The sequence below is a fragment of the Variovorax sp. GW458-11-26-14-LB1 genome (assembly GCF_059423965.1).
Window position 1 is genome coordinate 39029 of record NZ_JBWKYW010000035.1, and the last position, 19204, is coordinate 58232.

Sequence of the window (19204 nt, forward strand, 5' to 3'; positions counted from 1 at the left end):
TGGAGCCTCAGATCTTACGCAGGCGCATGCGCGCGGCTTCGGCGTGCGCCTGCAGGCCCTCGCCTTCGGCCAGCGTGACGGCGATCGGGCCCAGCACCTGCGCACCAGCCTCGCTCACCTCGATGAGGCTGGAGCGCTTCTGGAAGTCGTACACGCCCAGCGGGCTCGAGAAGCGCGCCGTGCCGCTGGTCGGCAGCACGTGGTTCGGGCCGGCGCAGTAGTCGCCCAGGCTCTCGCTGGTGAAGTTGCCCAGGAAGATCGCGCCGGCGTGGCGCAGCAGCGGTTCCCAGCGGTGCGGCTCGCTGCTGCTCACCTCGAGGTGTTCGGGGGCGATGCGGTTGCTGATCTCGCAGGCCTCTTCCATGCTCTTCGTGTGGATCAGCGCGCCGCGGCCGTTGAGCGAGGCGGCGATGATCTCGGCGCGCGGCATGGTCGGCAGCAGGCGGTCGATCTCGGCCTGCACGCGGTCGATGTAGGCGGCGTCGGGGCACAGCAGGATGCTCTGGGCCAGCTCGTCGTGCTCGGCCTGGCTGAACAGGTCCATGGCCACCCAGTCGGGCGGCGTGGAACCGTCGGCCAGCACCAGGATTTCGCTCGGGCCCGCGATCATGTCGATGCCCACGGTGCCGAAGACGCGGCGCTTGGCGGCGGCCACGTAGGCGTTGCCGGGGCCGGTGATCTTGTCGACGGCAGGGATGGTGGCCGTGCCGTAGGCCAGCGCGGCTACGGCCTGCGCACCGCCGACGGTGAAGCCGCGCGTCACGCCAGCCACGTAGGCGGCGGCGAGCACGAGCTGGTTCTTTTCGCCCTTCGGCGTGGGCACGACCATGATGATCTCGCCCACACCCGCGACGTGCGCGGGAATGGCGTTCATCAGCACGCTCGACGGGTACGCGGCCTTGCCGCCCGGCACGTAGATGCCGACGCGGTCCAGCGGCGTGACCTTCTGGCCGAGCAGCGTGCCGTCGGCGTCGCGGTAGCTCCAGCTTTCGCCGGAGGCCTTCTTCTGCGCCTCGTGGTAGCTGCGCACACGGCGCGCGGCGGCTTCGAGCGCGTCGCGCTGCACCGCGGGGAGGCCTTCGAACGCGGCCTTCAGCTCGGCCTGCGTGAGTTCGAGCTCGGGCAACGTCTTCGCGTCGAGCTTGTCGAAGCGGTTGGTGTACTCCAGCACCGCCTCGTCGCCGCGCTTTTGCACGTCGGCGAGGATGTCGGCCACCACCTTCTCGATGGCCGCGTCGTCGTCCGCGGACCAATGCAGCCGCGCCTTGAATTCAGCGTCGAAGCTGGCTGAGTTCGTGGACAGTCGGGCGGGGGCTGCTTGCAGAGTCATGGGTTTGAGGTTCAGGCGGAGGGAATGGCGGACGCAAAGGCGTCGATGATGCGGCGGATGGGTTCGCGCTTGAGCTTGAGCGCGGCCTGGTTGACGACCAGCCGGGCGCTGATGTCCATGATGCGTTCCACCTCGACGAGGTGGTTGGCCTTGAGCGTGTTGCCGGTCGAGACCAGGTCGACGATGGCGTCGGCCAGGCCCGTGAGCGGCGCCAGCTCCATGCTGCCGTAGAGCTTGATCAGGTCGACGTGCACGCCCTTGCTCGCGAAGAAGTCGCGCGACAGGCCCACGTACTTGGTGGCCACGCGCAGGCGCGAGCCCTGCTTCACGGCCGAGGCGTAGTCGTAGTCGGCGCGCACGGCCACGCTGAGGCGGCAGGCCGCGATGCGCAGGTCCAGCGGCTGGTACAGGCCCTGGTTGCCGTGCTCGAGCAGCACGTCCAGCCCGGTCACGCCCAGGTCGGCGCCGCCGTACTGCACGTAGGTGGGCACGTCGGAAGCGCGCACCAGCACCACGCGCACATCGGGGCGGGTGGTGTCGAGGATGAGCTTGCGCGATTTCTCGGGGTCTTCGGTGACCTCGATGCCGGCGGCGGCCAGCAGGGGCATCGTCTCTTCGAAGATGCGGCCTTTGGAAAGAGCCAGAGTGATCATGCGGCGGCTCCCGTCACGCGTTCAATGTCGGCACCGAGGCCGCGCAGTTTCGATTCCATGCGGTCATAACCTCGGTCGAGGTGGTAGATGCGGTCGACCAGCGTCTCGCCCTCGGCCACGAGGCCGGCGATGACAAGGCTGGCGGAGGCGCGCAGGTCAGTGGCCATCACGGTGGCGCCCGAGAGCTGTTGCACGCCCTCGACCATCGCGACCTTGCCCTCGACGTGGATGCGCGCGCCCAGGCGCACCATCTCGTTCACGTGCATGAAGCGGTTCTCGAAGATGGTCTCGGTGACCATCGAGGCACCGCGCGCGATCACGTTCAGGGCCATGAACTGGGCCTGCATGTCGGTCGGGAAGCCGGGGTATTCGGTGGTGCTGAAGCTTTGCGCCTTCAGGTGGTCGTAGGCGGGGCCCTGCGAGCCGATGCGGATGCCGTCGGGCTCGGTCACGACGGTGCAGCCGGCGTCGCGCAGCTTGTCGATCACGGCGTCGAGGTGGTCGCCGCGCGCATGGCGCAGAAAGGCCTCGCCGCCCGTGGCCGCCACGGCGCACAGGAAGGTGCCGGCCTCGATGCGGTCGGCCACCACGGCGTGCTCGCAGCCGTGCAGCTTCTCGACGCCCTGGATGCGGATGTGGCTGGTGCCGTGGCCTTCGATCTTCGCGCCCATGCGGATCAGCATTTCGGCCAGGTCGACGATCTCGGGCTCCTGCGCGGCGTTTTCGAGCAGCGTCTCGCCCTCGGCCAGCGCGGCGGCCATGAGGAAGTTCTCGGTGCCGGTGACGGTGACCATGTCGGTCAGGATGCGCGCGCCCTTCAGCCGCGTGCGGCCCTCGGGCAGGCGCGCGACCATGTAGCCGTGCTCGACCACGATCTCGGCGCCCATCGCCTGCAGGCCCTTGATGTGCTGGTCGACCGGCCGCGAGCCGATGGCGCAGCCGCCGGGCAGCGACACCTTGGCGTGGCCGAAGCGGGCCAGCAGCGGGCCCAGCGCCAGCACCGAGGCGCGCATGGTCTTCACCAGTTCGTAGGGGGCCTCGGGGTTGCCGAGCTCGCCGGCGTTCAGGCGCACGGTGCCGTTGTCGTCGGCCTCGGCCGTCACGCCCATGTTGCGCACCAGCTTGAGCATGGTCGACACGTCCTGCAGGCGCGGCACGTTGTGCAGCACCACGGGCTGGTCGGTCAGCAGCGCCGCGCACAGCTCGGGCAGCGCGGCGTTCTTGGCGCCGGAAATGAGCACTTCGCCGCGAAGCTCACGCCCGCCGCGAATCAGAAGTTTGTCCATGAAGGATCCAGCGAAATCAGGAGGCCCGCAGGGGCCGGAAAGTCATTTGTCCACGGCGGCCCATTCGGCCGGCGTGTAGGTCTTCATCGAGAGCGCATGCACCTCGTCGGTGTGCATTTTCGCACCGAGGGTGGCGTAGACCCGCTGGTGGCGCTGGATGGCGCGCTTGCCCTCGAATTCGGCCGAGACGATGGTCGCGTACCAATGTCGGCCGTCGCCCTCGAGCGTGATGTGCTCGCACGGCAGATGGGCAGCGATGATGGCTTGGAGTTCGTCAGCGGTCATGGGGTCTTGCAAGGCGGGTTCAGCCGCGGATTTTGTAGCCGATGCGCAGCAGGTGGACAGCGATGGCGCTCACCACCAGCCAGGCGGAACCGACGATGCCGAAGCTCAGCCAGGGCGAAGCGTCGCTCACCCCGAAGAAGCCGTAGCGGAAGCCGTCGATCATGTAGAAAAAGGGGTTCAGGTGGCTCACGCTCTGCCAGAACGGCGGCAGCGAGCCGATCGAATAGAACACACCCGACAGGAAGGTCATGGGCATGATCAGGAAATTCTGGAACACGGCCATCTGGTCGAACTTCTCGGCCCAGAGCCCGGCAATGAGGCCCAGCGTACCCAGCATGGCCGAGCCCAGCAGCGCGAACACCAGGATCCACACCGGCGCCACGAAACTCGGCACGGCGAAGAAGACGGTCACGGCGAACACGCCCACGCCCACCGCCAGCCCGCGGATCACCGAGGAGCCCACGTAGGCGAAGAACCAGCCCCAGTGCGACAGCGGCGTGAGCAGCACGAACACGAGGTTGCCCATGATCTTGCTCTGGATGATCGAGGACGAGCTGTTCGCGAACGCGTTCTGCAGCACGCTCATCATCACGAGGCCGGGGATCAGGAAGGCGGTGTAGCCCACGGTGCCGTAGACCGTGACGCGGCCTTCGAGCACGTGGCCGAACACCATGAGGTACAGCAGCGCGGTGAGCACCGGCGCGCCGACGGTCTGGAAGCCGACCTTCCAGAAGCGCAGCGTTTCCTTGTACAGGAGCGCGCGCCAGCCCGTGACCGCCATCATCGCGACACCTCCAGCGGCGTCTGCTCGCCCGCCATCAGGTCGATGAACACGTCTTCCAGGTCGGCCTTGCGCATTTCCACGTCTTCCACCGCGACGCCGGCTTCGCGGATCGCGGCCAGCAGTTGTTCGACTTCATGCGCGTTCTGCGCCGGCAGCTGCACGATGCGCCCGGTGATGCGCGCATGCTGGGCGATGGCCCAGGGCAGCATGGCATCGGTCTTGAAGCGCAGCACATTGCTCGCGGCCGATTTCAGCAGCTCGCTGGTGCGATCCAGGGCGATCACCTTGCCGAGCTTGAGCATCGCGATGCGGCTGCACAGGGCTTCGGCTTCCTCGAGGTAATGGGTGGTCAGCAGCACGGTGCTGCCCTGCTTGTTGAGCTTGGCGACGAACTGCCAGAGCGTCTGACGCAGCTCGACGTCGACACCGGCCGTGGGCTCGTCGAGCACGATGACCGGTGGCTTGTGCACCAGCGCCTGCGCCACCAGCACGCGGCGCTTCATGCCGCCCGAGAGCTGGCGCATGTTGGCGGTGGCCTTGTCGGCCAGGCCCAGGCTCTGCAGCAGCTCGTCGATCCAGGCTTCGTTGTTCTTGATGCCGAAGTAGCCCGACTGGATGCGCAGCGACTCGCGCACGTTGAAGAAGGGGTCGAACACCAGCTCCTGCGGCACGATGCCGAGCTGGCGCCGGGCTTCGGCGTAGTCACGCTGCACGTCGAAGCCATGCACGCTGATCGCGCCCGCCGTGGGCCGCGACAGGCCCGCCAGCATGCTGATGAGGGTGGTCTTGCCCGCGCCGTTGGGGCCGAGCAGGCCGAAGAACTCGCCCGGCTCGATCTGGAAGGAAACCTCGTCGACCGCACGCAGCCCCTGCTTGCCTTGGGCGCGTTGCTGACGGGAGGGAGGGTAGGTCTTGGAGACCGACTGGAATGAGATCGCGGGCATGGGAGCCCGCGATTTTACGGGCGGTGGGTTTTTCGGCGCTGTTCAGGGGTGAACGCGGGGAGCCGGCCGCGCTAGGCATCGGCCCGAAGTTCACCCACAATCCCGCCGGTGCCGATTTTGCGCACCGCAACCGCCCATCGCGAGGAACGCCAATGAAGTGTTTGACCCGCAGCCCCCTCCCAACCGTTGCCGCCCTGCTCCTGGCGATGGTGCTGACTGCTTGCGGGGGAGGAGGTGGTGGCGGCGGAGGTGGTGGCGGCATCGCCCTTGTTGGCGGCGGCGCTGGCGCTGGCGCAGGGGGTGGCACCGCCCAACCTTGCGCTTCATCTGCCGGTTCGGTCCAGCTGCCAGCCCGCGATGCACTCATTGCGCGCGCCAAGTGCCTGGAGCTGGACACGCCCTACGTGCCACCACCCGGCGATGTGCTGGAGCACAACACGTCCGGCTATGCCAAGGCCATGTGCTCGGCGGTCTTCATCACCGGACTCGATCCTGCAGTCGCCGCCGAAACCATCGGGTACTTCACGGGGCCGTACGAACAGCGCAAGAAGGTGGGTGCGCCGGTGGTCGACCGCACCAAGAAGGAGGTCCGCATCACGATGCCCAGCGGCGGTCCGACGCTGGTGGCCCGCCACTTCGGCTCGCAGGGTTGCGTCACGCTGCCGCCCGGCAAGGACGACGTTTTCTTCACACCCGTCAATGTCAAGAGCGCGCTGGCCGACCCCACGACCGTGCCCTGGCCCATGGGCGATGTGCTGCCGAACGACCCGCCGCCCGCCGACGTCGACATGGCCAAGGTGAACCAGGCCCTCAGCGCCGCCTTCGAAACCACGGAGGCCTACACCGCGGCCTTCGTGGTCACGCACAAGGGGCGGCTCATCGGCGAGCGCTACATGAGCGGCATCAACGCGACAACGCCGCTCGAATCATGGTCGATGGGCAAGAGCGTCGTGGCCACGATGATGGGCGTGCTGATCAAGCAGGGCGTGTACAAGCTCGACCAGCCCGCGCCGATTCCCGAATGGCAAGGTGCCGGCGACGGCCGCCAGCAGATCCGCATTGCCGACATCCTGCGCATGTCCAGCGGGCTGCGCATCAAGGCCCCGGACGATCCGGACTTCGACCCCAACGGCACCTACCCCGATCACATCTACTACTACACGGGCCGGATCAACGCCTTCAACTACGCTGCGACCCGGCCGCAGCAATGGCCGCCCAACACGGTGGGCCGCTACCGCAACACCGATCCGGTGCTTGCCAACTACCTGGTCCGCCTTGGAGTCGAGAAGCGCGGCGAAGAGTACCTCTCGTTCCCGCAGCGCGCCATCTTCGACAAGATCGGCATCCGCTCCATGGTGATCGAGACCGACCCCTACGGCAACTTCCTCACGCAAGGCTACGACTTCATGTCGGCCCGCGATTGGGCCCGGCTGGCCAACCTCTACCTGCAGGACGGCGTGTGGAACGGGGAGCGCATTCTTCCCGAGGGGTTCGTCAACTTCGTGAGCACGGCCGCACCGGCCTGGACCGCAGACCAGCGCCCCATCTACGGGGGATTTTTCTGGATCAATGGAACGGGGGCACTGGCGGCGCCGACGACGGCCTACTACATGCTCGGCGCAGGGGGCCAGTTCGTGCTCGTGATTCCGTCGCACGATCTCGTCGTCGTGCGCATCGGCCACTCCAAGGGGGAGCGATTCGCGACCTCGACCCTGAACAAGGCACTCACGCTGCTGACCGCAGCGGTGCCACGCACGCGCTAGGGGGTCAGGGCGCAGCGGGCAAAAGGCCCGCGATGCCGTACAGCGCGGCCAGCTCGCGCAGGCGCGGCGACAGGCCCTTGACTGAGAACCCCCGGCCCAGCGCGCTGGATTCGCGCCGGCACTCGAGCAGCACCGCCAGCGCGGAGGAATCGAACTGGGCCAGTGCCGTGGCGTCGACCACGGTGGACGACGAATCGGCCTGGCCCTTGAGCCCCTGCTGCAGCATGCGCATGCAGGCAGGAGCCTCGTCGTGGGTGAGTCGGGAGGGAAGGACCAGCATGGCGTGCGCCCGTCAGCCCTTGCCGTTGCCCTTGTTGCGCGCGGCCAGCGCGGCAATCAGGCCATCGATGCCGCTCTTGTTGATTTCCTGCGCGAACTGGGTGCGGTAGGTGTCGACCAGCCACACGCCCAGCACATTCAGGTTGTAGACCTTCCAGCCGGCGCCCTGCCCCGGCGTCTTTTCGAGGCGATAGTCCAGTTGCACCGGATCGCCGCGGCCCTTCACCTCGGTACGCACGAGCACGTCGGTGTCGGTGGGCGCGCCGCGGAACGGGCGGATGGTGACGGTCTGGTCACTCACCTGGTCGAGCGCGCCGGCGTAGGTGCGCACGAGCAGGGTCTTGAACTCGTCCTGCAGGCGCTTTTGCTGCTCGGGCGTGGCCGGGCGCCAGGCCGGGCCAACGGCCGAGGCGGTCATGCGCTGGAAATTGACGTTGGGCATGATCTTGCTGTCGACCAGCAGCATGATCTTGTTGATGTCACCGGCCTTGATCGACGAATCGGCCTTGATGGTCTCGAGCACGTCGGTCGACAGGCGCTTGACGAGCGCGTCGGGGGCTTCGTCGGCCGCGAATGCGCTCTGATGCACGAAGGCGGTGGCAGCGCCGAACAGCAGCGCGCCGGCCAATGCCAGGCGGCCCAGGTCGCGTCGTTGCAGCAAGATCTTGTTGTTCATGGTGAGTCCCTCAGGTTGAATTGTCTTCCCTGCACGGTGCAGCCAATGGCTCCGTGCTGAGACAGGAACGGTTTCGACAGGCGCCAGGCCGACCGGGTTCCTGAAGCGGAGGTGAAGCCTTGCAACCGGATGCAAGCAGGACCACCCCGTCCGCCCTCTTTTGCCGTCACTTGCCGGCGTTGTCGTCGTCCGGCGGGTTGCCGTCGTAGACCTGGTTGCGGCGGCGCTGCAGGAACGCATCGCGCGTGAACGAGTACTTGTCGAGCGCGGCTTCGTCGAGCAGGCGGGTGGCGCCCAGGTAGCGCGAGCGGGTGTCCACGACACGCAGGCCCGCCAGCGAATTGCGCCAGGCGATGTCGTGGATGTGGCCCTGCGCGTCGCCGTACATGTCGAGCGGCCGGGCGATCGTGTCGCGCAGCGTGGAAGGGCCGAGCAACGGCAACACGACGTACGGACCGGCGCCCACGCCCCAGTAGCCCAGCGTCTGGCCGAAGTCTTCCTCGTGGCGCGGCAGGCGCGCCTCGGAAGCGACGTCGAGCAGGCCGCCCAGGCCGAAGAAGGTGTTGACGTTCAGCCGCATGAAGGTCTCGGCGCTGTTCTGCAGCTTGAGCTGGGCCACGTTGTTGGCCAGGCTCCAGATGTCACCGAGGTTGCTGAAGAAGTTGGTCACGCCCTGGCGCACCAGCGAGGGCACCACGTTCTGGTAGGCAGTGGCCACGGGCTCCAGCACGGCCTCGTCGACGGTGTCGTTGAAGCGCGTCATGCCGCGGTTGTACGGCTCGAAAGGGTCGGTCGGGCTTGCGCCGGATCCGGTGGCGCATCCGGCCACGAGGGCGAAACCGACGGTGGCGGTGGCCCAACGGGCGGAGCTAGCTACACTTTTAATAGCAGTCGACGAAAAAAGTCGTGTGGTCATTTCTTGTTGGCTGTTCCCGGCGCCGTATTCCCCTCGGCTGCCTTGCTGTACAGGAACTGGCTGATCAGGTTCTCCAGCACCACGGCCGATTGGGTCGCGGTGATGGTGTCGCCGGCTTGCAGGTTCTTTTCCTCGGCGCCCGCCTCGATGCCGATGTACTGCTCGCCGAGCAGGCCACTGGTCAGGATCTTGAGCGAGCTGTCCTTGGGAAAACTGTAACGGTTTTGCAGCGCAAGCGTCACATCGGCCTGAAAGGCCTTGTCGTTGAACGCGATGGATTCCACACGACCGACCACCACGCCAGCGCTCTTGACCGCCGTCTGGGGCTTGAGTCCGCCGATGTTGTCGAAACGCGCGGTGACCGTGTAGGTCTTCTGGAAGTTCAGGCTCAGCAGGTTGGCCGACTGCAGCGCCAGGAACAGCAAGGCGGCGCCGCCGATCAGCACGAACAGGCCGACCCAGATGTCGTTGGTGGAACGTTGCATGGTTTGCACTCTCTGTCTAGAACGATGGAGCCGAGGCCCCTTTAGATACTGAACATCATGGCGGTGAGCAAGAAATCGAGCCCCAAGACCGCCAGCGACGCCATCACAACGGTGCGCGTGGTGGCGCGCGACACGCCCTCGGGCGTCGGCTGGGCCTCGAAGCCCTGCAGCAACGCGACGAAGGTCACGGTGAATCCGAACACGATGCTCTTGATGACGCCGTTGCCGACGTCGCGCCAGACATCGACGCCGCCCTGCATCTGGCCCCAGAACGCGCCCGGGTCGACGCCCAGCATCAGCACGCCCACGACATAGCCGCCCATGATGCCGACCGCGCTGAACACGGCCGCCAGCAGCGGCATGGTGATGACGCCGGCCCAGAAGCGCGGCGCGAGGATGCGCTGCACCGGGTCGACCGCCATCATTTCCATGGCGCTCAACTGCTCGTTGGCTTTCATGAGGCCGATCTCGGCAGTCAGCGAGGTTCCGGCCCGGCCGGTGAACAGCAGGGCCGCGACCACGGGACCGAGTTCGCGCACGAGGCTCAGCGCCACCAGCAGGCCGAGCGCCTCGGACGAGCCGTAGCGCTGCAGCGCGTAGTACATCTGCAGCCCGAGTACGAAGCCCACGAACAGGCCCGACACGCCGATGATGGCGAGCGAGTAGTTGCCCAGGAAATGGATCTGGTCACGCACCAGCCCGAAGCGGCGCATGATCTGCGCGCCCGGGCCGAGCAGGCGCAGGAACAGCTTGGCCGCATGGCCCATGTCGGCCAGTTGGCTGCGCACGGCAAAGCCGACGTCGGCGGGCTTCCACCAGGTCATGAGCGCCCCCCTTCCCGGTTCCCGAAATCGTCTTCGATACTGACGCCCGGATAGTGGAAGTGCACCGGCCCGTCAGGCAGCGCATTGACGAACTGATGCACCAGCGGATCAGCGCTCTCGCGCACCTCGTCGGGCCGCCCCTGCGCGGCGATGCCGCCGTTGGCCAGGATGATCACGTGATCGGCGATGCGGAAGGTTTCCTCGAGGTCGTGCGACACGATGATGCTGGTGAGGCCGAGCGCATCGTTGAGCTGGCGGATCAGCCGCGCGGCCGTTCCGAGCGAGATCGGATCGAGCCCCGCGAAGGGTTCGTCGTACATCACGAGGTCGGGGTCGAGCGCGATCGCGCGCGCCAGCGCCACGCGCCGCGCCATGCCGCCCGACACCTCGCTGGGCATCAGGTCGCGCGCGCCGCGCAGGCCGACAGCGTCCAGCTTCATGAGCACGATGTCGCGCACCAGCGCTTCCGACAGCTGCGTGTGCTCGCGCAGCGGAAAGGCCACGTTGTCGAACACGCTGATGTCGGTGAACAGCGCACCGAACTGGAACAGCATGCCCATGCGGCGCCGCGCCGCATACAGCGTCGCGACATCGAAGTGGCCGACATCCTTCCCGTCGAACAGCACCTCGCCACGTTGGGCGCGCTGCTGGCCGCCGATGAGGCGCAGCACGGTGGTCTTGCCGCCACCCGATGCCCCCATCAACGCCGTCACCTTGCCGCGCGGCACGGAAAACGACACGCCGTCGAGGATCGCGCGCGCGCCGTAGCCGAACGTGACATCGCGGAATTCGACGAAGGAGGAAGACGTGGGTGTGGCTGGGTCCATCTCAATAAAAAAGCCGGGCGCCTTCTCAGGCATCCCGGCATGCGGTTTCCGCGGATGATAACGGGGCCGCGAACGGCGCCGCTTCACTGAAACAAAAATCAGCGCGGTAAGTCGCTGAATCCCATCAAAAATTCGTCGACCGAACGCGCCGCTTGACGGCCCTCGCGAATTGCCCACACCACCAGCGATTGGCCGCGGCGAATGTCGCCGGCGGCGAACACTTTGGGCACATTGGTGGCATAGCCGCCGATGAAGTCGACCGTGGCGCGCGCGTTGCCGCGGGCGTCCTTCTCGACACCGAAGGCGTCGAGCACGGTGGCCACGGGGCTGATGAAGCCCATGGCCAGCAGCACCAGGTCGGCCTTGAGGATCTGCTCGCTGCCGGGCACTTCCTGCATCTTGCCGTCCTTCCACTCGACGCGCACGGTCTTCAGACCGGTGACCTTGCCCTTCTCGCCGATGAATTCCTTGGTCGAGATGGCGAACTCGCGCTCGCAGCCTTCTTCATGGCTGGAGCTGGTGCGCAGCTTGATCGGCCAGTAGGGCCAGGTCAGCGGACGGTTCTCTTCTTCCGGCGGCTGCGGCATCAGTTCGAACTGCGTGACGCTCACGGCGCCGTGGCGGTTGCTCGTGCCCACGCAGTCGGAGCCGGTGTCACCGCCGCCGATCACGATGACGTGCTTGCCGTCGGCGCGCAGCTGGCCCTTGACCTTGTCGCCCGCGTTGACGCGGTTCTGCTGCGGCAGGAACTCCATCGCGAAGTGGATGCCGTCGAGATCGCGGCCGGGCACCGGCAGGTCGCGCGACTGCTCGGCGCCGCCGGTGAGCACCACGGCGTCGAAGTCTTTCTGCAGCTGCTCGGGCGTGACGGTTTCCTTGGCCAGGTTGGTGACCTTGGAGCCCTTGCCCAGCGGGTCTTTGGCGGCACCGACCATCACGCCGGTGCGGAAGGTCACGCCCTCGGCCTTCATCTGCTCGACGCGGCGATCGATGTGCGACTTCTCCATCTTGAAGTCGGGAATGCCGTAGCGCAGCAGGCCGCCGACACGGTCGTTCTTCTCGAACAGCGTGACGTCGTGGCCGGCGCGCGCCAGTTGCTGCGCGGCGGCCATGCCGGCCGGGCCGGAGCCCACCACGGCGACCTTCTTGCCGGTCTTGTGCTTGGCGACGCGCGGCGCCACCCAGCCTTCGCCCCAGGCGCGGTCGATGATCGCGTGTTCCAGCGACTTGATGCCGACCGCGTCGTCGTTCACGTTGAGCACGCAGGCCGCCTCGCAGGGCGCGGGGCAGATGCGGCCGGTGAACTCGGGGAAGTTGTTGGTCGAGTCGAGCACCGCGAAGGCGTTCTGCCAATCGTCGCGGTACACGAGGTCGTTGAAGTCCGGAATGATGTTGTTGACCGGGCAGCCGCTGTTGCAGAACGGCGTGCCGCAGTCCATGCAACGTGCGCCCTGCACCTTGGCCTGGTCGGTGTTCAGGCCGACGACGAATTCCTTGTAGTGCTTGACGCGCTCTTCGACAGGCTTGTAGCCCTCTTCGATGCGCTCATGCTCCATGAAGCCGGTGATCTTTCCCATCGTGCTTTCCTCTGTTCTTCGTATCTATGGCGCGCTCAGACGGCGGCCGTGGCGGGCGCGGCCAGTGCGTGCGGCTCGAGGCCGACGTGGGCGTTGTTGCCGCTGCTGGCCAGCTCGACCTGACGGTCGTGCAGTTCGGCCAGCGCGCGCTTGTACTCGTTCGGGAACACCTTGACGAACTTGGTGCGCGACTCGGCCCAGTTGTCGAGCAGCTCGCGCGCGCGCTTGCTGCCGGTCCAGCGGTGGTGCTCTTCGAGCAGCTTCTTGAGCTGCGCTTCGTCGGTCTCGCCGCCGTGCCAGATCTTGCGATGCACGCTGGCGGTCTGCTCGGCCGAGGTGAGCACCTTGTCGAGCGACACCATCGAGAGGTTGCAGCGCGAGGCGAACTGGCCGTCTTCGTCGTAGACGAAGGCGACGCCGCCGCTCATGCCGGCCGCGAAGTTGCGGCCCGTCTTGCCGAGCACGGCCACCGTGCCGCCGGTCATGTATTCGCAACCGTGGTCGCCGGTGCCTTCGATGACCGCCGTGGCGCCCGACAGGCGCACCGCGAAGCGCTCGCCGGCCACGCCGCACAGGTAGGCCTCGCCGGTGGTCGCGCCGTACAGCGCGGTGTTGCCGACGATGGTGTTGCGCGCGGCTTCACCGCGGAAGTCCAGGCTGGGGCGCACCACCACGCGGCCGCCCGAGAGGCCCTTGCCGGTGTAGTCGTTGGCATCGCCGATCAGGTACAGCGTGATGCCGCGCGCCAGGAAGGCGCCGAACGACTGGCCGCCCGTGCCTTCGAGCTGGATGCGGATCGAGTCGTCGGGCAGGCCCTGAGGATGCACCTTGGTCAGCGCGCCCGAGAGCATCGCGCCCACCGAGCGGTTGACGTTGCGCGCCACCTCGATGAACTGCACCTTCTCGCCCTTGTCGATGGCGGGACGCGACTTCTCGATGAGCTTCACGTCGAGCGCACGCTCGAGGCCGTGGTCCTGGTTCTCGACATGGAAACGCGGCACGTCGGCCGGCACGATCGGCAGCGCGAACAGGCGGCTGAAATCCAGGCCCGAGGCCTTCCAGTGCTCGATGCCCTTGCGCATGTCGAGCAGGTCGGCGCGGCCGATCAGGTCGTCGAACTTGCGGATGCCCAGCTGGGCCATGATCTGGCGCACTTCTTCCGCGACGAAGAAGAAGTAGTTGACGACATGCTCGGGCTTGCCCGAGAACTTCTTGCGCAGGATCGGGTCTTGCGTGGCCACGCCCACCGGGCAGGTGTTCAGGTGGCACTTGCGCATCATGATGCAGCCCTCGACCACCAGCGGCGCGGTGGCGAAGCCGAACTCGTCGGCGCCCAGCAGCGCGCCGATGGCGACGTCGCGGCCGGTCTTCATCTGGCCGTCGGCCTGCACGCGGATGCGGCTGCGCAGGCGGTTGAGCACCAGCGTCTGCTGCGTCTCGGCCAGGCCGATTTCCCACGGGCTGCCCGCGTGCTTGATCGACGACCAGGGCGATGCGCCCGTGCCGCCGTCATGGCCCGCGATCACGACGTGGTCGCTCTTGCACTTGGCCACGCCCGCGGCGATGGTGCCGACGCCGATCTCGCTCACCAGCTTCACGCTGATGCTGGCGTGCGGCGCGGTGTTCTTCAGGTCGTGGATGAGCTGTGCGAGGTCTTCGATCGAGTAGATGTCGTGGTGCGGCGGCGGCGAGATGAGGCCCACGCCCGGCACCGCATAACGCTGCTTGCCGATGTACTCGGTGACCTTGCCGCCCGGGAGCTGGCCGCCCTCGCCCGGCTTGGCACCTTGCGCCATCTTGATCTGGATCTGGTCGGCCGAATGCAGGTACTCGGCGGTGACGCCGAAGCGGCCCGACGCGACCTGCTTGATGCGCGAACGCAGCGAGTCGCCGTCGTTCAGCGGCAGGTCGACCTCGACGTTGGCCGCACCGATCACGCTCTTGAGCGTGTCGCCCTGCTTGATCGGAATGCCCTTCAGTTCGTTGCGGTAGCGCGCGGGGTCTTCACCACCTTCGCCCGTGTTGCTCTTGCCGCCGATGCGGTTCATGGCAATGGCGAGCGTGGCGTGTGCCTCGGTGCTGATCGAGCCCAGCGACATCGCGCCAGTGGCGAAGCGCTTGACGATCTCGGCGGCGGCTTCGACCTCATCCACCGGGATGGCCTTGGCCGGATCGATCTTGAACTCGAACAGGCCGCGCAGCGTGAGGTGGCGGCGGTTCTGGTCGTTGATGAGCTGCGCGTATTCCTTGTACGTGTTCCAGTTGTTGGAGCGCGTGCTGTGCTGCAGCTTGGCGATGGCGTCGGGCGTCCACATGTGCTCTTCGCCGCGGGTGCGCCAGGCGTATTCGCCGCCGGCGTCCAGCATGTGGGCGAGCACGGGGTCGTCGCCGAAGGCGGCCTTGTGCATGCGGATGGCTTCTTCGGCGATCTCGAAGACGCCGATGCCTTCCACGCGGCTGGCGGTGCCGGTGAAGTACTTGTTCACCGTCTCGGTGTTCAGGCCGATGGCTTCGAACAGCTGGGCGCCGCAGTAGCTCATGTAGGTGCTGACACCCATCTTCGACATGATCTTCGACAGGCCCTTGCCGATGGCCTTGACGTAGTTGTAGACCGCCTTGTCGGCGCTCAGGTCGCCCGGCAGGTCGGCGTGCATGGCCGCCAGCGTTTCCATCGCGAGGTACGGGTGCACGGCTTCGGCGCCGTAGCCGGCGAGCACGCCGAAGTGATGCACTTCGCGCGCCGAACCGGTCTCGACCACGAGGCCGGCCGTGGTGCGCAGGCCCTCGCGCACGAGGTACTGGTGCACGGCCGACAGCGCCAGCACGGCGGGGATCGCCACTTGCGTCGGGCCCACGCCGCGGTCGCTCACGATCAGGATGTTGTGGCCGCCCTTGATGGCATCGACCGCTTCGGCGCACAGCGAGGCCAGCTTGGCTTCGACGCCTTCATCGCCCCAGCCCAGCGGGTAGGTGATGTCGAGCACGTAGCTCTTGAACTTGCCCTGCGTGTAGCGGCCGATGTCGCGCAGCTTCGCCATGTCGGCGAAGTCGAGAATGGGCTGGCTCACTTCGAGCCGCATCGGCGGGTTGACCTGGTTGATGTCCAGCAGGTTCGGCTTGGGGCCGATGAAGGACACCAGCGACATCACGATCGCTTCGCGGATCGGGTCGATCGGCGGGTTGGTCACCTGCGCGAACAGCTGCTTGAAGTAGTTGTACAGCGGCTTGTTCTTGCTGGAGAGCACGGCCAGCGGGCTGTCGTTGCCCATGGAGCCGATGCCCTCTTCGCCGGCCTGTGCCATCGGGCTCATCAGGAACTTGATGTCTTCCTGGGTGTAGCCGAAGGCCTGCTGGCGGTCGAGCAGCGCGACCTGGCTCACGGGAATCGCGGCCGGTTCGGCCTTGACGCTGTCGAGCTTGATGCGCAGGTTCTCGATCCACTGCTTGTAGGGCTTGCTGTTGGCGAGGGTGGCCTTGACCTCCTCGTCGTCGATCATGCGGCCCTGCTCCAGGTCGATGAGGAACATCTTGCCGGGCTGCAGGCGCCACTTGCGCACGATCTTCTGCTCGGGCACGGGCAGCACGCCCGACTCGGAGGCCATGATGACCAGGTCGTCGTCGGTCACGCAGTAGCGCGAGGGGCGCAGGCCGTTGCGGTCGAGCGTCGCGCCGATCTGGCGGCCGTCGGTGAACACGATGGAGGCCGGGCCGTCCCACGGCTCGAGCATGGCGGCGTGGTACTCATAGAACGCGCGGCGGCGCGTGTCCATGGTGGCGTGCTGTTCCCAGGGCTCGGGAATCATCATCATCACGGCCTGGCTGATGGGGTAGCCGGCCATCGTCAAGAGCTCGAGGCAGTTGTCGAAGGTGGCGGTGTCGGACTGGCCGGCGAAGCTGATCGGGTAGAGCTTCTGCAGGTCGGCGCCGAGCACGGGCGACGACATCACGCCTTCGCGCGCCTTCATCCAGTTGTAGTTGCCCTTGACCGTGTTGATTTCGCCGTTGTGGGCGACGTAGCGGTACGGGTGGGCCAGCGGCCACTCGGGGAAGGTGTTGGTCGAGAAGCGCTGGTGCACGAGGCCCAGGGCCGAGACGCAACGCTTGTCCTGCAGGTCGAGGTAGTAGGTACCGACCTGGTCGGCGAGCAGCAGGCCCTTGTAGACCACGGTGCGGCTGGACATGCTCGGAACGTAGTATTCCTTGCTGTGCTTGAGCTTCAGGCGCTGGATGTTGGCGCTGGCGGTCTTGCGGATCACGTACAGCTTGCGCTCCAGCGCGTCCTGCACGATCACGTCGTTGCCGCGGCCGATGAAGATCTGGCGCAGCAGTGGTTCCTTTTCGCGCACGGTGGGCGACATCGGCATGTCGCGGTTGACCGGCACATCGCGCCAGCCGAGCAGCACCTGGCCTTCGGCCTTGATGGCGCGTTCCATCTCTTGTTCGCAGGCTTCGCGCGAGGCGTGTTCCTTGGGCAGGAAGATCATGCCGACGCCGTATTCGCCGGGCGGGGGCAGCGTGACGCCCTGCTTGGCCATTTCTTCGCGGTACAGCAGGTCGGGCAGCTGGATCAGGATGCCCGCGCCGTCGCCCATCAGCTTGTCGGCGCCGACGGCGCCGCGGTGGTCGAGGTTCTCGAGGATCTTCAGGCCCTGCAGCACGATGGCGTGGCTCTTCTCGCCCTTGATGTGGGCGACGAAGCCGACGCCGCAGGCGTCGTGCTCATCGGCACCGGAATACAGACCGTGTTCTTGGAGGTGTTGAATCTCGGCAGCCGTCGTCATGGCGTGCTCCTTCAGTTTTCGCAGGGAAAGGGAGCATATTGCGATGCACAAAGAATGCCAAACACTTTAATGGGGGTCAGATTCATATTAAATCTTGAGTTTTCTTGTCAGAATTAAATTGGGGACATATTAAAAACAGCAGCACGATTGCCAACAAGGGCGCGGCTTTGGGCCGCTTTCAGTCCGGATCTTTGGCGGGCGCAGGCGGCCGGCCGGCCTTGGCCTTGATCACGCGGCGCTCGGTGGACTTCTGCAACGTGTCCAGAAAACCGTCGTCGCCGGCCGCCCAGCCGCGCAAGGTGGCCTCGGTCAGGGCCTGCTGATCGGCCGCGCGGACCCCGCCACGCACCAGTTCGGCATACGCCGCCTCCCGCGCGAAGGGCGTGTTGCCGAGTTCCCAGTACAGCGGGTGCGGGGTCAACAGCCTGTCTTGCCGCAGGCCGGCGTAGTGGCCGTGACTGGACCAGGGGAAATCGCGCGCCTCGGCGACCATGCCGGCACGCACCGGGTTCAGGTCGATGTAGGCCATGCAGGTCAGCAGGTAGCGCTCGGTCTGGATCAGGGTCGATCTGTAGCGCCCTTCCCACAAGGTGCCGCTGCGGCCATGGCGGTCGTTGAAGTAGCGCACGTAGCTGCGCCCGACCGACTGCATGAACTGCGGCAGGCCCGTGGTGCTGTCGGGCGTGGCCAGCAGGTGGAAATGGTTGTCCATCAGCACGTAGGCATGCAGCGCGATGCCGAAGCGCACGGCGTTCTCGGCCAGCAGGCCGAGCAGCTTTTCGTGGTCGGCGCGGTCCACGAAGATCGGCTGGCGGTTGTTGCCGCGCTGGATCACGTGGTGCGGCATGCCGGCCAGCGTGAGACGGGGAAGACGGGCCATGGGGACGATGGACGACGCCGTCCGGGTACTTAATCGGCGAGACGGAAGCGCGTGTCGCCCAGCGTGTCGAGCCCGAACTGCGCCAGCAGCTCGCGCAGCCGCGTCGCCGCACTCGCCTTGCGCTGGCCGGTGTAGCGCGCCAGGATCAGCTCGTTCTTCATGCTGTGCTCCCAGCCCACCAGCTCGGTGACCGTCACGCTGTAGCCGTTGGCTTCCAGGTACAGGCAGCGCAACACGTTGGTGAGCTGGCTGCCGATCTCGCGCGTGTGCAGCGGATGGCGCCACAGCTCGGCCAGCGGCGTGCGCGACAGGGCCAGCGCCTTGGTCTCGCGCAGGCAGGCCGCCACTTCGGCCTGGCAGCAGGGCACGAGCACCATGCAGCGCGCCTTCTTGGCCAGGCCGAAGGCGATGGCGTCGTCGGTGGCGGTGTCGCAGGCGTGCAGCGCGGTGACCACGTCGATCTGCGCCGGCAGCTCGCTCGCCTGCGCCGACTCGGCCACGGTGAGGTTCAGGAACGACATGCGTCCGAAGCCCAGCTGCTGCGCCAGCGCGCGGGAGCGCTCGACCAGTTCGCTGCGCGTCTCGATGCCGTAGACATGCCCGCCCTGCCGCGCGCGGAAGAACAGGTCGTAGATGATGAAACCGAGGTACGACTTGCCCGCCCCGTGGTCGGCCAGCGTGGCCTCGGAGCCCTCGCCCGGCAGCTCGCGCAGCAGCTGCTCGATGAACTGGAACAGGTGATAGACCTGCTTGAGCTTGCGCCGCGAATCCTGGTTGAGCCGGCCTTCGCGCGTGAGGATGTGCAGCTCCTTGAGCAGCTCGACGGACTGGCCCGGGCGCAGGACTTCGGCCAATTCGGCTTCGGCCTTCGCAGCCTTGTTGGTGGGGTGGGCTTTCGCGGGACGGGGCATGGT

General features: G+C 66.8%; 17 protein-coding genes. 1 reads left to right on the forward strand and 16 read right to left on the reverse strand.

From position 1 onward, the window contains the following. Positions 1 to 7 precede the first annotated feature (7 nt). From hisD to AC07YS_RS21460, 6 genes are read right to left on the reverse strand one after another with little or no spacing between them, the layout of a single operon-like run. Positions 8 to 1330 carry a histidinol dehydrogenase gene (gene hisD / locus AC07YS_RS21435; protein ID WP_495269542.1) on the reverse strand — a complete coding sequence of 441 codons (1323 nt, stop codon included), beginning with the start codon at positions 1328 to 1330 and terminating at the stop codon, positions 8 to 10. Between the two features lie 11 nt (positions 1331 to 1341). Continuing rightward, on the reverse strand, positions 1342 to 1983 hold the full coding sequence (hisG, locus tag AC07YS_RS21440; RefSeq protein ID WP_390346376.1) for an ATP phosphoribosyltransferase: 642 nt from the start codon (positions 1981 to 1983) through the stop codon (positions 1342 to 1344). Then, on the reverse strand, positions 1980 to 3269 hold the full coding sequence (murA, locus tag AC07YS_RS21445) for a UDP-N-acetylglucosamine 1-carboxyvinyltransferase (protein WP_062471705.1): 1290 nt from the start codon (positions 3267 to 3269) through the stop codon (positions 1980 to 1982). The genes hisG and murA overlap by 4 nt, the downstream gene beginning before the upstream one ends. Before the next feature lie 42 nt (positions 3270 to 3311). Continuing rightward, positions 3312 to 3554, reverse strand: coding sequence for a BolA family protein (locus tag AC07YS_RS21450; protein WP_062471708.1), 243 nt, complete (start codon positions 3552 to 3554; stop codon positions 3312 to 3314). Between the two features lie 19 nt (positions 3555 to 3573). Next, the gene (locus AC07YS_RS21455; RefSeq protein ID WP_070059933.1) at positions 3574 to 4338 is read right to left on the reverse strand and encodes an ABC transporter permease; all 765 of its coding nucleotides are present in this window, start codon (positions 4336 to 4338) and stop codon (positions 3574 to 3576) included. Beyond that, entirely contained in the window at positions 4335 to 5282 is a 948-nt protein-coding gene (locus tag AC07YS_RS21460; RefSeq protein ID WP_070059934.1) for an ABC transporter ATP-binding protein, read from the reverse strand. Before AC07YS_RS21460 ends, AC07YS_RS21455 begins: the two co-directional genes overlap by 4 nt. 404 nt (positions 5283 to 5686) lie before the next feature. Between AC07YS_RS21460 and AC07YS_RS21465 the strand changes: the two genes are divergently transcribed. Then, a complete protein-coding gene (locus AC07YS_RS21465; protein WP_495270010.1) occupies positions 5687 to 7045 on the forward strand; it encodes a serine hydrolase domain-containing protein in 1359 nt (452 codons plus the stop codon). 4 nt (positions 7046 to 7049) lie between these two features. Here the strand turns inward: AC07YS_RS21465 and AC07YS_RS21470 are convergent, their stop codons facing one another. The 10 genes from AC07YS_RS21470 to AC07YS_RS21515 form a co-directional block, all read right to left on the reverse strand. After that, positions 7050 to 7325: an STAS domain-containing protein gene (locus tag AC07YS_RS21470; RefSeq protein WP_495270009.1), complete on the reverse strand. Its 276-nt coding sequence runs from the start codon at positions 7323 to 7325 to the stop codon at positions 7050 to 7052. Positions 7326 to 7337: 12 nt separating this feature from the next. Further along, entirely contained in the window at positions 7338 to 8000 is a 663-nt protein-coding gene (locus tag AC07YS_RS21475; protein ID WP_492743310.1) for an MlaC/ttg2D family ABC transporter substrate-binding protein, read from the reverse strand. A gap of 166 nt (positions 8001 to 8166) precedes the next feature. Then, the gene (locus AC07YS_RS21480; RefSeq protein WP_070059937.1) at positions 8167 to 8916 is read right to left on the reverse strand and encodes an MlaA family lipoprotein; all 750 of its coding nucleotides are present in this window, start codon (positions 8914 to 8916) and stop codon (positions 8167 to 8169) included. After that, positions 8913 to 9401, reverse strand: coding sequence for an outer membrane lipid asymmetry maintenance protein MlaD (mlaD, locus tag AC07YS_RS21485; protein ID WP_062471729.1), 489 nt, complete (start codon positions 9399 to 9401; stop codon positions 8913 to 8915). Before mlaD ends, AC07YS_RS21480 begins: the two co-directional genes overlap by 4 nt. A gap of 41 nt (positions 9402 to 9442) precedes the next feature. Further along, positions 9443 to 10225: a lipid asymmetry maintenance ABC transporter permease subunit MlaE gene (mlaE, locus tag AC07YS_RS21490; protein WP_062471733.1), complete on the reverse strand. Its 783-nt coding sequence runs from the start codon at positions 10223 to 10225 to the stop codon at positions 9443 to 9445. Next, positions 10222 to 11085, reverse strand: coding sequence for an ABC transporter ATP-binding protein (locus tag AC07YS_RS21495; protein WP_062471736.1), 864 nt, complete (start codon positions 11083 to 11085; stop codon positions 10222 to 10224). The genes mlaE and AC07YS_RS21495 overlap by 4 nt, the downstream gene beginning before the upstream one ends. 65 nt (positions 11086 to 11150) lie before the next feature. Then, the gene (locus AC07YS_RS21500) at positions 11151 to 12629 is read right to left on the reverse strand and encodes a glutamate synthase subunit beta (protein ID WP_495270008.1); all 1479 of its coding nucleotides are present in this window, start codon (positions 12627 to 12629) and stop codon (positions 11151 to 11153) included. Positions 12630 to 12664: 35 nt separating this feature from the next. Next, entirely contained in the window at positions 12665 to 17410 is a 4746-nt protein-coding gene (locus AC07YS_RS21505) for a glutamate synthase-related protein (RefSeq protein WP_495270007.1), read from the reverse strand. 178 nt (positions 17411 to 17588) lie between these two features. Continuing rightward, positions 17589 to 18290: a transposase gene (locus AC07YS_RS21510; protein ID WP_495270006.1), complete on the reverse strand. Its 702-nt coding sequence runs from the start codon at positions 18288 to 18290 to the stop codon at positions 17589 to 17591. A 29-nt stretch (positions 18291 to 18319) separates the two neighbouring features. Further along, complete coding sequence (locus tag AC07YS_RS21515; protein ID WP_495270011.1) at positions 18320 to 19201, reverse strand: class I SAM-dependent methyltransferase; 882 nt, start codon at positions 19199 to 19201, stop codon at positions 18320 to 18322. Between the last annotated feature and the right edge of the window lie 3 nt (positions 19202 to 19204).